We start from the raw sequence: 12,963 nt of genomic DNA on the forward strand, positions 1-12,963 counted from the left end.
CTTATTCAGACTAACAGGAGGAAGGACATGGGCAGAATTTCCGTATCCTTATCAGACTTAAGAAGAGCAGTTCAGCAATGTGAACAGTTACAACAACGGCTTATGCAACAGGAACAGAAAATGCGAACGATCCATGGAAGATTAAAGCAGGATTGGGTAGGGGTATCGGCAACCGAATTAACCTCCAAAATGCAGTCTTTTGTAGAAGGAGCCTCCACTAAACTTGCCGAACTTGAAGCCCATAAAGAGGAACTCAAACGATATATTCGTAAGATGGAGGAAGCAGATCGGGAAGATCGCAGAGCAAGACGAATGTCTCAATAACTATAGATATGACGATAACGAAGAAATAGTTAGAATCGGCAGATCAAAGGCTCCGAGTCTAACTATTTATAATATATGTGGCTGGCCTGAGATAAAGGAGGCTTGTTGTTACTTATTCATCACCTTGACCTGACCTTGTACATATTCATGGTAGTCACGAAAACTGTTGATGTGTTGCAGGGCATCTGTTTTCGCAGACTGGATTTTAATTTTTCCGGACGGAGGATTGTTTTTCATTTCGGTGACTGCATTTTTGGAGCCCTCAATATCTCCTGACATTTCCTGAATTCGTTGTAACAAAGCAGGGTGGCCTTCATATTGGAGCATCTCGGCGAGTGGTCTCATCTCTTCAAGTTTTTGACTTGAACGCTCTAGCGTTGTCATGACCTGATTGCCATCCGTGTTAACGCTCAGAGAAACCATGCGATGGATATGATCTTTCTCCATTCTTTCCAGAGCTTCCAGGTGAGAAGCTTCTAACCGTTTGGGATCTCCCCAGCTTCGGGTTTGTTGTTCGTTCGGGTTCGTTTGCTCGGCAGTAGGCATGTTATTGCTGTTGTTGCCGTTACCGCATCCCCAAACTAGAGATGTACATGCCAGAATCGCTCCAATAGCAACGATGCGTTTTAAACTCATGTTGTCACTCCTTCAATATTTTCCTGAAGGTAGTATGAGCTATTTTTTCCAAAAACATGCCTGACTTTTAAGGATACATTCCTATTCGGAATGATTAGGACGTAACAATGCTAGGCATCGATGTTCAACACAGGTTAAACAAGGAGGAAGGTCAAATATGAGGATGTATAAAAATCCAATCTGGAGATGGACGACTATTCTTCTGTATCCCGCCATTATTTTCATTTTTCAGAGCTGGGGCCCTATCTTAAACTCATGGACGATTCCAATCTTATTTGCGGCTATATTTTGCTTTCTCTGGAGTGACGTCAAGGATATGCTGGCTTCGACGATACTAACATGGGTTGTTGCTATTCCGATATGGTGGTACTTTGTGGAGCGACCAAAGCCATCGTTTGGTGCTGAACATTTTGCCGCTCATCTGTGGTTAATTATTCTGGTGTATATTGCCTTTGTGTTTATCCCACAACTTATGATTCTTGTTACTCGATTACGAGTGATGGACTATTATTGGAAGTGAGCCGGGATAGGAGAGGAGAGGGTGAAATGAAGGTAATCAAACGCATTAACAAGCCGTATCTGATCTTCCTGATATGGAATGTGCTCATGGTTTTTGCCGTAGATGGAATGACGATCAAGCATGAAATGGGTAAAGGTGTATCTGGGAATGGCAATTTGGGCATTCTTGCTTTATTTCCATCCGTGCTTACTTTTCTGATCTTATGTTTCTGGACGGCATATGTCACAAAATGGTGGTTCTATGACCAACGCGAGTACTGGGGCAAATGGGGCAATGCGGCGGTCAGTATTGTTGCTGCAGCGTTGTGTGTATTATCTGTCTTCTGGGAAATCTATATCTTTGAAGACCTGCGTGTGCAGCTAAACGGTTATACACATGACCCAGAATCGGCAGTGTATCGTTTTGGCTGGCTGAACCAATATACGAATACGCTATACTACAACTTTCCGATTTTACTGTTTGGCGTATCCTTTGCAGTCATCATCGGTTGGGTGCTGGAGCTAGTGCAGCGTTTACGCTCGAAGTCTTGATGGCAACGTTTTTTACGATGAAAAAATGATGTCTAAAAGCCCTACTGCTGAACATGTTTTGTTATCAGCAGCAGGGTTTCTTCCTTTACACTTTCCTCTTGTATTTACCGGTATACGGAATCGTCAGGTGGATATTTAAAGTTTCAATGGAATCCTCCGTGAGAATGAGGTTTTCCCCATCCCCGGATAACTTGTGCCACAGTTTCGGGTTTTTGCGATACAGTTTTTCTTGTAGGCCGTATACATCGACTCCCCGTTTTAATCCATTTCGATAGGTTTCCATGATCTGCTCTTTAAGCGTATCCTCGCTTACTTGGGTCATTTCGTCATATGTCATGGGAACGAGATATTCATACAGTGCAGTCAGATATTTGGCATCAATCCGAAAGGTAACTTTCTCTCCTCGGATGATCGGTTCTATTTTTATTGTGGGCAGACCGACACTTAGTGCCCCGTAGATTACACCATTTTTTTGAACCAATAGAGGAGCCCGGCGCATACCTTTAATCAACCAGTGATAGCCGGACAATTCGTCTCGCGACAAAAAATTGAACTTTTCACCCATCCTTTCAAAATAAGCTCCTTCAATTAAAAACAAGTCATGTTCCTTTTTATTTTGCAGCCATAAGTCCTTGTTCAAGGCAATGACAGGCAGATACGTCGTGGTTGCGGGATCATTGTGCTTGGCAATCAGTTCGAAGCTGAGTACAGGTGCAAACAGTGAATTTTCCATGTAGCTGGGCAACGGATTGTGCAGGATGCTGTCCAGTGGAGACAAATTGTAGATTGAAGCGGTGCTCAGAATATCCAACAAAGGCTCCCGTGTACCGTATACCCATGTGGTATATCGTGCTTCTGGGAATCGTCCGAGCATGTCAAACACATCCTGGATGTGCCGGTTGTTTAGTACGCTCTCTGCCATGACGATGGCCGTCACATGCCCCCAGGCGATGTGAAGCTGTGAGGCACGCCATAACTCGTTAATGGCAAGACTCATTGTTTTTCCTTGAGCGTGTCCGACCCAGATGGGAGGTGCTTCGGATGATTTCCCTGAATTATCCGTTTTGGCTATACTTGAAAAATCAAGAGTTTGCACGTAGATATGATACATGCCGTCCTTATATTCAATGCCAATGGCCTTGGCATAATCCACCTGCTGAATCTCGTATGCACTCCAACATCCGGTGGTCATGATGCAAAGCAAAAGACTCAATAAACTTAATAACCAGCGTTGTAACCAGCACGGTAGTATGTTGCTCATCGACCTTTGCCATCCTTACGCGGTTTTTGTGTCTCCAGGTAAATAGGTCTACGTTTTCCCAAACCCGTAGGGACTTTGAACAGAGAGGCAATGGCTTGTTTGAAATTCAGCGGTGTTAAGGGTGTAAGGTATGGGATTCCAAACGATTTTAAGTCCGTCAGATAGATCAGAAACAGGATCATGGACAGAATGAACCCGTAAATCCCCAATGTAGCTCCCAAAATAAAACAAAGGAAGCGAAGGATAAGTATGGAGCTGGTCATGACTTGATTGACAATGGTTGCTCCAGCTACAACGGTAACGGCGATGACGACAATCATGAGCGGAGAGACCATACCGGCCCGAATGGCTGCATCTCCGATAATCAGACCACCGACGACGGTTAGCGTCTGTCCAATGGCGCTGGGCAAACGGACGCCTGCTTCCCGGAACAGCTCCATAAGCAGCATAATGAGAAACATCTCAATGCCAGACTCCATAGGAAGCCCCATGCGACCGACAGATATCGTTGCGACGAGGGGAAACGGAATTTGATCCATATGGAAAGAAGTCAGCGCGATATAGAAACCCGGCAAAAATATAGTGACAAATAGACCGATGAATCGGAGCAAGCGCCCCATATTCACCGGAAGGAAGGGGAAGCTGGCATCCTCTGGTGATTTGAGCAACAGAAACAGGTTTACAGGCCCGATAATTACACTGGGATTACCGTCTACAATCAGAACGAAGCGGCCACTCATCAAGCATTCCGATGCAAAATCAGGTCGACCCGTGTAATGCGTTAAGGGAAACAAGGTGATCTTGGCAGGTGAGAGCAACTCTTCCAGATCATTCGCTGTCATAAGACGTTCGGTTTGAATGGTATGGAGACGATGTTTTATATCCTTGATCAACGCTGGATTGGCGATGTTTTTCATATACATCAGAGCCACTTTGGTTGCTGAACGTGATCCGATGAGTTCGATACTGCATGCAAGTTCGGCCGTACGCAACCGGCTGCGAATCAAGGATACATTGACAGCAAGTGGTTCAATAAAACCATCCCTTGCTCCGCGGATCGAGACTTCTGTCGTCGACTCTTCTGGTGTCCGTGTAGCCATATTGGAGATATCGATGCTCCACATGGTCTGCAGGGAGGGGAGGCCTAGGAGCAGATGCCCTTCAAAAACACGAAGGGAGATCAGTTCCGTTCCATACTGCGCATCATCAAGGTCAACGCTGTTCCATTGCAGGTTAATATTTTTTTCAATGTCAGACTTGCGTATGAAATGTGTGATCTCGTAGGTTCGCTTCATTTCCGGCAAGATGATGTCATGGATAATTTGTGTATCGACCATGCCGCTGCAATAAGCGACAATCAGCTTCATCTGTCCGTCACCAAGCCGGTGGCTGTCGATAATAACATCATCGGAGCCTGCAAAAAAAGTTTCCAGATGATGCTGATCGATACGGAACGGTTTAGTCCCTGGACGGGTTGGTTTCGTTCGCGGCGTTTGAGCCATGAGCAGGAGCCTCCTTGTCCTTTTTATGAATAAGAGCGGCCAGTGTCAAAAGAGTGGTGATGATTGCCACGTAAGAGAGCATGGCTGGAAATTGAATGTGATCGACATAATAATCAACGTAATCAATGCGCCACCACTGAATGGCCAAAGCGCACATGATCAGCGTGAGACAGAGGATGGTAATGTAGCGTTTCTTAGGTCTGCGGATATCCAGCAGATCAACAATCAGGTACATGGAGATGGCAACACGTGCAAATGAACCACTGAGCCATTGGTAGATCGAGAGAAAATCAACGTGCTGAAACAGTTTGCCGATATTGACGAGTTTCCATTGTTCGTATGGACTATTCCGCTGTTTCGCCGCTTCTTCTGGCCCGAATTCAACAATGGCTCCGAGTGTAGGCCCCAGCGCCATGCTGATCATGAAGAGGCCAAGCAACAACACATGCCACCAGCGTAGTTTGCCTTTAATGTCATGTTGAAAGAGCATCAACACCCAGATCTCCATGAGTCCCGCTAGAGAGTAGATCATTCCTCGGATGACGGGAGTCCAGCCATGTTCCATAATGGGGAAGAGCTGACTGTAATCTTTGTATTTCATATTGGCTGACATAACAAAGTAGCCAAGCAGAATGACCAGAGGTAATAAAATACTGGATGTCATTGCAATCGAACGAATGCCTTTGGCTGCTGACCAGGCAGCAACCAGAGCACCTCCACCAGCCAGCACATAGGTCGGTGTAAAAGGGAGATAGGTGGATACCGTCCAGTTGGTGGTTTCATATAAGGTGTGTGTCCCTAGCGAGAAGAGCAACAAGACCGCAGTAATGCGAAAGATCCAGGAGGGAACGACGCCAAACTCACGCGTGATCCAATCGGTCAAGCGCTGTCCGCGAATACGGCGGATAATGATGTACATCATACCCAGGAACAGCATGAACAATGGCGCTGCAGCGAGAACAGAGAGCCAGCCATCTCTTCCGGCCACATCCAGAATGGCGGGGACAGACAAGACGTGACAGACCAGCCCGGCACTGAGCAAAATAATGGAGATGGATAACCAGATGGTGATCTGCCCTTTTTCCTGATCCATGTCCATCCCCTCCCATTTCGATGTGTTTTCGTTAGATTGTACAGTCTATGAGAAAATGATTCGTTTTTCAGATTTTTTCACAGAAAAATCAGCCCGAGATGGACGGAGGGGAAAGAAAGCTATAACATATACATATAAGGTATAGGTCAAGGTACGAGGTATAAGCTGTAAGAAGTGAGCTCTCGCTCACCACTTTAATATTCTAACGATCTCAGATGAGCTTATTTAAGCGAAATGGGGAGTTCTCGAATTCTAACGATCACCAGAAGCCTTATTTTGCTGAAAAGACAAGATTAACGCCCATTTTTGAACCAATTCTCCGAAATAAGGTCTCCTGAGATCGTTAGAATATAAAAAGGTGTGATATTGCTCAAATAGCGTTCCTGGTGATCGTTAGAGAATGATAGCATCAGTATCCACTTACTCACTCGCATCGGTGTCCCTGTCCGCATCCTCTTCAACAGAGTATGGACAAGCAATTGCATCACCCAAAATTGCTATGTAGCACTCATATGAACTATGAAGCACTCAATATCACTATCGATCAATCACTCAATCAAATTCACTATGGATCACTCAAGAACAGGGAGGAAACTTGTGATGACACAATCAACTAAATCACCTGAAGAGATCAAAGTAGGCTTTATTGGAACAGGCGTTATGGGAAAAAGCATGGCTGGTCACATTCAGCGTGCAGGCTATCCGCTTCATGTATACACGCGCACTGCCGCTAAGGCAGAAGCGCTCGTGAAGGAAGGAGCTGTTTGGCATGGAACGCCGGCAGAACTGGCTGCTGCTTGTGATGTGATCATCACCATGGTCGGTTATCCCAAGGATGTCGAGGAGATTTATCTCGGGGAAGGCGGGCTTGTTGCTCATGCCAAATCAGGTTCAACCCTGATTGACATGACCACTTCCAGCCCGCTGCTGGCTGCGCGCATCGCCGAAGCTGCGGAGGCTAAAGGTTTGCATGCCTTGGACGCGCCTGTATCCGGCGGCGATATCGGCGCACGGGACGGCAGGCTGTCCATTATGGTGGGTGGTGACGCACAAGCTTTTGAAGCGGTGCGTCCGATCTTTGAGCAGATGGGCACCAATATTGTGCTGCAAGGCAAGCCCGGCGCCGGGCAGCATACCAAAATGTGCAACCAGATTGCCATCGCCTCTGGCATGCTCGGCGTATGCGAAGCACTCGCCTATGCCAAGACGTCGGGACTGGACGCGGAGAATGTGCTGAAGAGTATTGCGACCGGTGCAGCCGGAAGCTGGTCCCTCAGCAACCTGGGTCCGCGCATGATCGCAGGCGATTATGAGCCTGGATTCTATGTGAAACATTTTATCAAAGACATGGGGATTGCACTGGAGTCTGCTCAAGCGATGGGCATGAACACACCGGGACTGGCTCTGGCGGAATCGCTCTATCAGGAAATATCGAAGAATGGCTTGGATGAGAAAGGTACACAAGTACTGTACACGTACTATCTCCAGGCGTAGAAGATGAACATGGGAAGACAGCAGCGGACTCTTTTGCTTAGGGAAAAGGGGATGCTGCTTTTTCTTTATATTTTGGAATTGAAGGGAACTTCATATGGATTTGAAATGAACTTGATAGGGATTTGATATGGACTTACTGTGGATTTGATGTGCGTCTAAAGTCGCAGGTTTGGGTATATACTGTCGTGCGCATTTAACGAAACAATGAATTTGGCCAATGTCTCTTTATTTTTGTTCGACTTTATCCGACATAAGGTATAGAAGTTTTCATGTAAAAAGGTACTAAACATCTACATAAACCATAATTCATAAGCCATATTTCATTAACCATTTCAAATAGAACGGAGCTTGCCCATGTTCAAGAAAATTTGGTCTCTGTTCAAGACGCAGCCAGAGCTTGTGAGCCCGCTTACCGATTCTGTTGCAGCTTCGGCTCTGCCGCCAGTTACAGCAATTCCTCCCCGTCTGGCTCGTAGTCGGCGCAAAAAGAAGAAGTCCGAACCCGATTGGATCAGCACACCGCAAGAACCAACAACTTCCGAATTACTGCTTGGTTTGCCCAGTGAATATAAAGTGTTGAACGATCTGCTGGTTACCAATCCAAAGTCACGTTCGGGATATTCCCAGATTGATCATGTTGTAATTGGCCCGCGGGCGATCTTTGTCATCGAAACCCGGAACCTGACAACTGGAGAGATTCGTGGGGGCCGCCGCGAAGCGAATTGGTCCGTGAGCAGCAGCAGGGTCAAAATGTATAATCCGCTCATGCAACACCGCGCCCATGTTGAAGCGATTCAGGCACACCTCGGGGATTACAAGCGTGTTCGGCTGGTTTCCATGGTGACGTTCACGAATCGTTGCCGGATCAGTGTTGATCCAGCCGTAAGGTATGTCAATTCCGATGAAATGATTATTTATGATCATGAAATTGTGGAGACCATTCAGCGCAAAACAGAACGACTGGAGACAGAACTTCCGGAGACCTTATATCAAGAACAGGACACCCAGGCGATCTGGAACATGCTGAACGCAGTAAATTCAACGGATCATCAGATTCGGGCCGAGCACATGGCGAAGGCTAAAGGAATTAAATAAGCAATTATATAGACAATTAAATCGCCAGCATACAGATTAACGATTAACAAGTAAAGGTTCGCAAAAAAACATGAAACAGGGGTATTCCAGGCCATAGTGCTATTCTCCGGAATATCCCTGTTTGCGTTCTATTTTAAACATTAAGGTAAATGAAGCGTTTGAACATGGCTAGTGTGCATGAACCGTGCACCACCTTCAGCATCAATGACTTCAAGCAACTTGTCGTTGATACTTTTGAGCAGTCCTGTCTGTTCGGGCTTGTAACCCAGATTTAAGATGACGAGTTCTCCTACCATTTTTTGCAGCTGTTGATCGAGTGTGCGAGAGAGTGAGATGGATGATGGCTGTATGGGAAAATGTTGATTTTCCATCGCGAATGGTCTGCTATTGGAGGGAGAAGGGATTATATATTTCAGATGATGGATGGAAACATAAACCGAATGATGCAACGGAGAATAGAAGATAAAATAATCGTTCATGATGCTGGTGATATAACCGTGTAGCGTTCGCCCGCCAATGGAAATTTCACTAAATCTTCCGCGAGCATTCATGAGTACTTTTCGATAAGAGATGTTGTCATGGTCCATTTCGGGATCAGGTGCAGGTAGGTTCAGGCTAGTTGAAGTTTCCTCTGATTTTGTAAAATGCAACGTTTGAATATGATGAAGCGGCACATAAATGTAGCGCTGATTCCCATAGACAACGATGATATCTTCTCCTGCATCAATGACTTCGCCCTGAATAGGCAGTTTACAGCCGGATAATTCAAACTCTATCGTTTTACCTAACCATGTCGTTGCAAATTTCACAGTATACCTCCTCTCAATACAGCATAGCCACCCAGATATATAAGGAAAATAGGCTGATAATTAAACTGATGGGTATCACAATGAAGGTTACTTTCATATACTGTTTCCATGAGACCCGAATATGGTGGGTCCGTAATATATACATCCAGATTAAGGTGGCAAGTGTGCCTATGGGTGTTAATAATGCTCCGATGTCACTGCCTAGTATATTAGCGAGATATGCTAGATGAAGTTGAGTATCACTCAAATGAAGGTCAGTAACGGCGAATGTTCCGATCATGACTGAGGGCAAGTTGTTGAACAAATTAGACAGCACCGTTAGTAATAACCCGGATACGGCAATCAGACTGGCATTGCCTCTTTCGGCAATCGGGCCTGTAAATTCGGTAATCCATGTTGTCATCCCGGCTCGGTGAAGACTGTCCACAATAATATAAATGCTGAAGGCAAAGAGAAGAATATGCCACGGCGTCTGTGTGACGACATCTTTCAGTCCTGATCGTGTACGATACCACCGTACAGCAAGCATCAGAACCACACCGGTAATGGCGACGATTTCCATGTGTATACCGATCTGCTCAGCCAGAAAGTATCCTGCCCGGATGAACACGACAATCCCGATACAGACACGGAACAACCACCAGTCTACATTCGTTTTGGAGTTATCCGATTCAGATTCTGTGGTCTGCAGTGGGTGATAGCCTGATCCAGATGAACTTTGCATGGATACGGGGAACTGATGAATAACTTTGGGTATGCTTCTGCGAAAATAATAGAGTAACAGCAAAGTCATAGCGATAATTCCGAGCATGGATGGTACAAACATCATCTGAGTATAGGTGTTCAGGTTTAATCCAACCATCTTTAAAGCAATCAGGTTAGCGAGATTACTGAGTCCGATCGGAGCGCTGGAAGCTGTAGCGATGAGTGCACCAGAGATGAGGTAGGGCAACTGCTGATGAATTTTGAGACGTAACATAGAACAGATTCGAATGATGATGGGGGTAGTGATCAGAATGCTACCGTCGTTGTTGAAGAAGATGGTCATGAGAAAACAAAGTAATAGAATCAGCCAGAACAATCGGAATCCGGAACCTCGTGCCTTTTCAATCATGTTCACAGCGATCCAGCGAAAGAAGCCGATGCTATCCAGAATAATGGACATGACAATGGTGGAAAGAATCGTAATCGCTGCGCCAGATACAATTTCGAAAATGCCCAGGATATGCCCCAAACTGCTTACACCGGTCAGGATAAGAAGCAGCGCCCCAAGCGAAGTGGGAATCGATTCATTTAATCCGCCAGGCCGCCACATCAGGAAAATGACAGTGATGATAAATACCCCGAAGGTTAACCACAACTGGTAATCAGGCATTTACTGTGATTCACCTCCCAGGGGGAGAAGTCCTTGTGAAGACTGTTTCAGATGTTCGTGAGTCGAAGTGGGCCTTCCCGGCATAACAATCCAATACAAAGGCACACCTGTCAAGACGATTGCGATAAAGATCAGCATGATCATTCCCCCCTTTAAACTGGTAGTAACTTCGTTTGTTGTTGTTTACAAATTACCGTCTGCCACCAGACTTATTTCCGCGAGATTGATTTCCCCGTGATTTGTTACCACCCGATTTATTCCCGTGAGACTTGTTGCCACGCGACTTGTTGTTGCCCGATTTATTTCCCTGTGATTTGTTTCCGCACGCTTGGTTGCCTGCACTGCGATTCCCTTGGGAACGATTGCCGCCAGACTGCGTATTTTGTGTTTTATTCCCTTGGCTTGTGTTTTTACCGTTGTTGCCGCTGTTATTGTTATTGTTGCTGCTTCCGCGAACCAGAGAGACGGATTTCACATGTTGTAAAGGAATACGGATGATCTCCTGATTTTTCATCGTCAGAATTAATTGACTCTGGTTGGCATCGGCCAGAATGCCTTCCACTTTTTCCGGGCCTCCGCGGTTGATCTGTACAGGACGGAAGCGAAGTGCCTGCATAACGCCAAGGAATGTGTTCGCCGGAATCGGATTCCCCATAGGTCCTCTGGCTCCGCCGGAACGACCTGTGTCAGTAATACTTTTGACATGAGCATCATTCACATACACCATACCTTCTTTGCAGCTCACAGCCATGTAGTCCCAGCGTACATCCATTAATGTGCCTTGGATTGAATCGGGTCCACCACGATTAATCTTGACTTCTCTTCCAACCAAACCTCTCATTCCCTGACCATTCATAGACATTGTATTTTGCCCCTTCCCAGATATAAGTTCAGATAGGCCGCTGACGGTTGTTCGTTGATGTTTGTTGAATCCCTGCCACTCGTCATTGGAGTCTGTCTGTAGTTTAATCATATGTGTACCTAGCATCTGAGGAACCAGCAGACAACCATTTGTATAGCAAATTGGCAGTAATCTATGAGGAAAATGGTAATTTATAGATTAGTGTGATATGTTTTCAGCAAATTTACATTGTGACTTCGCGGATGGTTCCATAAATGGGCTGTGCATTCGCCCTTACGGTCTGCTGTGCTTGTGCATAGGATGATGTAATAGCCTACGGGCTTAACTCACAGGTGACCGAAAGGCGGATGGAAATGACTCTACCTGTCTACCACATCCATGTGTCGACGAATGAATACCAGCGATTAACATCGAACATATGGTCAGAAGCGTTTGTGAACGGCACGATGCAGATGGACGGCAAGCAGCTTCCCATTCGAATTCGGTACCGGGGTGGGCATACACGCGCTTATGAGAAAAAATCATTCGAGATTCGCACGGCAAGCCGTACGTTCCACTTCAATGCGGAATATGATGACCCTTCACTGTTACGGAACGCACTCTCATTTCAGTTCTTTGAATCCATTCGGGTTCCGGCGCCTGCTACGCGCCACTGTGTACTTTATCTCAATGATCAACTCGCAGGGGTGTATGTAAGAATTGAAGGCGTGAAATCTTCTTATTTTCGCCAGCGGAGAATGCCTGTCCGGAGTATTTTCTATGCCGTCAACGACAATGCCAATTTTGCATTATCAACCGGATCAACTCATTCAGAAAACAGCCAGTTATCTGGATACAGCCTGATCCGCGGCAATACAGAGGACCGCCAAAGGCTACGCAGGTTTATTCAACAATTGAATATGAAGTCCAAGATGGATCTGTTTCGTTTTTTACAATCCCGTGTGGATATTGACAACTATTTACGATGGTTGAGCGGGGCTGTGCTGACAGGCAACTTCGACGGCTTCCATCAGAACTATACATGGTACGAAAAAGTGAAAAGTGGAAAATACGGTATCCTACCTTGGGATTACGAAGGGACTTGGGGGAGAAATTGTTACGGCGCCAAGGTCAATCCGAATCTGGTTCGCATTCAGGGGTACAATAAACTTACGGGGCGGATGCTTGCATTCCGCACGTTCCGTGAGCAGTATAAGAAGCTGATGAAACAGCATTTGGAGGTTGCTTTTACGGAGAAAAAAATCATGCCGTTAGTGTATCGATTACACGATGGAATTCGGGAAGATGTAGGGAACGACCCTTATATGAAGTGGCCCATGAATGTCTTTCTGAATGAACCGGAGAAGATTCGCACGTATGTGAGAGAGCGCCGTGATTACGTGGGTACCGCGTTAAAACAGCTGTAAAAGGATGCCCAGGCAACGGGCGACGCTGCCTCGGGTATTTTATTTTGATAAGCCAC

The 12,963-nt window shown here is 45.9% G+C and carries 14 protein-coding genes; 6 read left to right on the top strand and 8 right to left on the bottom strand.

Annotation, left to right across the window (positions count from 1 at the left end; translation table 11 throughout):
* The first annotated feature begins 27 nt into the window (after positions 1-27).
* On the top strand, positions 28-324 hold the full coding sequence (locus MHI38_RS21585; RefSeq protein WP_090917626.1) for a WXG100 family type VII secretion target: 297 nt from the start codon (positions 28-30) through the stop codon (positions 322-324).
* A 108-nt stretch (positions 325-432) separates the two neighbouring features.
* Here MHI38_RS21585 and MHI38_RS21590 read toward each other — a convergent pair whose 3' ends face one another.
* On the bottom strand, positions 433-960 hold the full coding sequence (locus MHI38_RS21590) for a hypothetical protein (protein ID WP_154891238.1): 528 nt from the start codon (positions 958-960) through the stop codon (positions 433-435).
* A 157-nt stretch (positions 961-1,117) separates the two neighbouring features.
* Here MHI38_RS21590 and MHI38_RS21595 point away from each other — a divergent pair, with 157 nt between their 5' ends.
* The gene (locus MHI38_RS21595) at positions 1,118-1,480 is read left to right on the top strand and encodes a hypothetical protein (RefSeq protein WP_341181660.1); all 363 of its coding nucleotides are present in this window, start codon (positions 1,118-1,120) and stop codon (positions 1,478-1,480) included.
* Positions 1,481-1,506: 26 nt separating this feature from the next.
* Positions 1,507-2,010, top strand: coding sequence for a hypothetical protein (locus tag MHI38_RS21600; RefSeq protein ID WP_154959765.1), 504 nt, complete (start codon positions 1,507-1,509; stop codon positions 2,008-2,010).
* Positions 2,011-2,095: 85 nt separating this feature from the next.
* Here the strand turns inward: MHI38_RS21600 and MHI38_RS21605 are convergent, their stop codons facing one another.
* From MHI38_RS21605 to MHI38_RS21615, 3 genes are read right to left on the bottom strand one after another with little or no spacing between them, the layout of a single operon-like run.
* Positions 2,096-3,271, bottom strand: a complete 1,176-nt coding sequence (locus MHI38_RS21605; RefSeq protein WP_154959766.1) for a Ger(x)C family spore germination protein — start codon at positions 3,269-3,271, stop codon at positions 2,096-2,098.
* Positions 3,268-4,773 carry a spore germination protein gene (locus tag MHI38_RS21610; protein WP_341181661.1) on the bottom strand — a complete coding sequence of 502 codons (1,506 nt, stop codon included), beginning with the start codon at positions 4,771-4,773 and terminating at the stop codon, positions 3,268-3,270. The genes MHI38_RS21605 and MHI38_RS21610 overlap by 4 nt, the downstream gene beginning before the upstream one ends.
* Positions 4,730-5,866 carry an endospore germination permease gene (locus MHI38_RS21615; RefSeq protein ID WP_186809784.1) on the bottom strand — a complete coding sequence of 379 codons (1,137 nt, stop codon included), beginning with the start codon at positions 5,864-5,866 and terminating at the stop codon, positions 4,730-4,732. The genes MHI38_RS21610 and MHI38_RS21615 overlap by 44 nt, the downstream gene beginning before the upstream one ends.
* 567 nt (positions 5,867-6,433) lie before the next feature.
* Here MHI38_RS21615 and MHI38_RS21620 point away from each other — a divergent pair.
* Together MHI38_RS21620 and MHI38_RS21625 are read left to right on the top strand one after the other, a co-directional pair.
* Positions 6,434-7,360, top strand: coding sequence for an NAD(P)-dependent oxidoreductase (locus MHI38_RS21620; RefSeq protein WP_341181662.1), 927 nt, complete (start codon positions 6,434-6,436; stop codon positions 7,358-7,360).
* Between the two features lie 354 nt (positions 7,361-7,714).
* Entirely contained in the window at positions 7,715-8,455 is a 741-nt protein-coding gene (locus MHI38_RS21625; protein ID WP_341181663.1) for a nuclease-related domain-containing protein, read from the top strand.
* Positions 8,456-8,595: 140 nt separating this feature from the next.
* Here the strand turns inward: MHI38_RS21625 and MHI38_RS21630 are convergent, their stop codons facing one another.
* The 4 genes from MHI38_RS21630 to MHI38_RS21645 are packed head-to-tail and all read right to left on the bottom strand — an operon-like array spanning position 8,596 to position 11,612.
* Positions 8,596-9,264: a DUF2642 domain-containing protein gene (locus MHI38_RS21630; RefSeq protein ID WP_341181664.1), complete on the bottom strand. Its 669-nt coding sequence runs from the start codon at positions 9,262-9,264 to the stop codon at positions 8,596-8,598.
* Positions 9,265-9,277: 13 nt separating this feature from the next.
* Entirely contained in the window at positions 9,278-10,639 is a 1,362-nt protein-coding gene (locus MHI38_RS21635) for an arsenic transporter (protein WP_090917646.1), read from the bottom strand.
* Positions 10,640-10,777: a hypothetical protein gene (locus MHI38_RS21640; RefSeq protein WP_167375667.1), complete on the bottom strand. Its 138-nt coding sequence runs from the start codon at positions 10,775-10,777 to the stop codon at positions 10,640-10,642.
* Between the two features lie 52 nt (positions 10,778-10,829).
* Complete coding sequence (locus tag MHI38_RS21645) at positions 10,830-11,612, bottom strand: hypothetical protein (protein WP_341181665.1); 783 nt, start codon at positions 11,610-11,612, stop codon at positions 10,830-10,832.
* Positions 11,613-11,881: 269 nt separating this feature from the next.
* On the opposite strand from MHI38_RS21645, the gene MHI38_RS21650 reads away from it, so the two are divergent.
* Complete coding sequence (locus MHI38_RS21650; protein WP_341181666.1) at positions 11,882-12,907, top strand: CotH kinase family protein; 1,026 nt, start codon at positions 11,882-11,884, stop codon at positions 12,905-12,907.
* The last annotated feature ends 56 nt before the right edge of the window (positions 12,908-12,963 follow it).

Origin of the sequence: Paenibacillus sp. FSL K6-1558 (assembly GCF_038002565.1) — a bacterium.
GTDB lineage: Bacteria > Bacillota > Bacilli > Paenibacillales > Paenibacillaceae > Paenibacillus > Paenibacillus polysaccharolyticus.

Bases quoted from the DNA above. Each gene is read 5' to 3' on its own strand.
- MHI38_RS21585 (WP_090917626.1), top strand. From the start codon at position 28: ATGGGCAGAATTTCCGTATCCTTATCAGACTTAAGAAGAGCAGTTCAG.
- MHI38_RS21590 (WP_154891238.1), bottom strand. From the start codon at position 960: ATGAGTTTAAAACGCATCGTTGCTATTGGAGCGATTCTGGCATGTACA.
- MHI38_RS21595 (WP_341181660.1), top strand. From the start codon at position 1,118: ATGAGGATGTATAAAAATCCAATCTGGAGATGGACGACTATTCTTCTG.
- MHI38_RS21600 (WP_154959765.1), top strand. From the start codon at position 1,507: ATGAAGGTAATCAAACGCATTAACAAGCCGTATCTGATCTTCCTGATA.
- MHI38_RS21605 (WP_154959766.1), bottom strand. From the start codon at position 3,271: ATGAGCAACATACTACCGTGCTGGTTACAACGCTGGTTATTAAGTTTA.
- MHI38_RS21610 (WP_341181661.1), bottom strand. From the start codon at position 4,773: ATGGCTCAAACGCCGCGAACGAAACCAACCCGTCCAGGGACTAAACCG.
- MHI38_RS21615 (WP_186809784.1), bottom strand. From the start codon at position 5,866: ATGGATCAGGAAAAAGGGCAGATCACCATCTGGTTATCCATCTCCATT.
- MHI38_RS21620 (WP_341181662.1), top strand. From the start codon at position 6,434: ATGGATCACTCAAGAACAGGGAGGAAACTTGTGATGACACAATCAACT.
- MHI38_RS21625 (WP_341181663.1), top strand. From the start codon at position 7,715: ATGTTCAAGAAAATTTGGTCTCTGTTCAAGACGCAGCCAGAGCTTGTG.
- MHI38_RS21635 (WP_090917646.1), bottom strand. From the start codon at position 10,639: ATGCCTGATTACCAGTTGTGGTTAACCTTCGGGGTATTTATCATCACT.
- MHI38_RS21640 (WP_167375667.1), bottom strand. From the start codon at position 10,777: ATGCTGATCTTTATCGCAATCGTCTTGACAGGTGTGCCTTTGTATTGG.
- MHI38_RS21645 (WP_341181665.1), bottom strand. From the start codon at position 11,612: ATGATTAAACTACAGACAGACTCCAATGACGAGTGGCAGGGATTCAAC.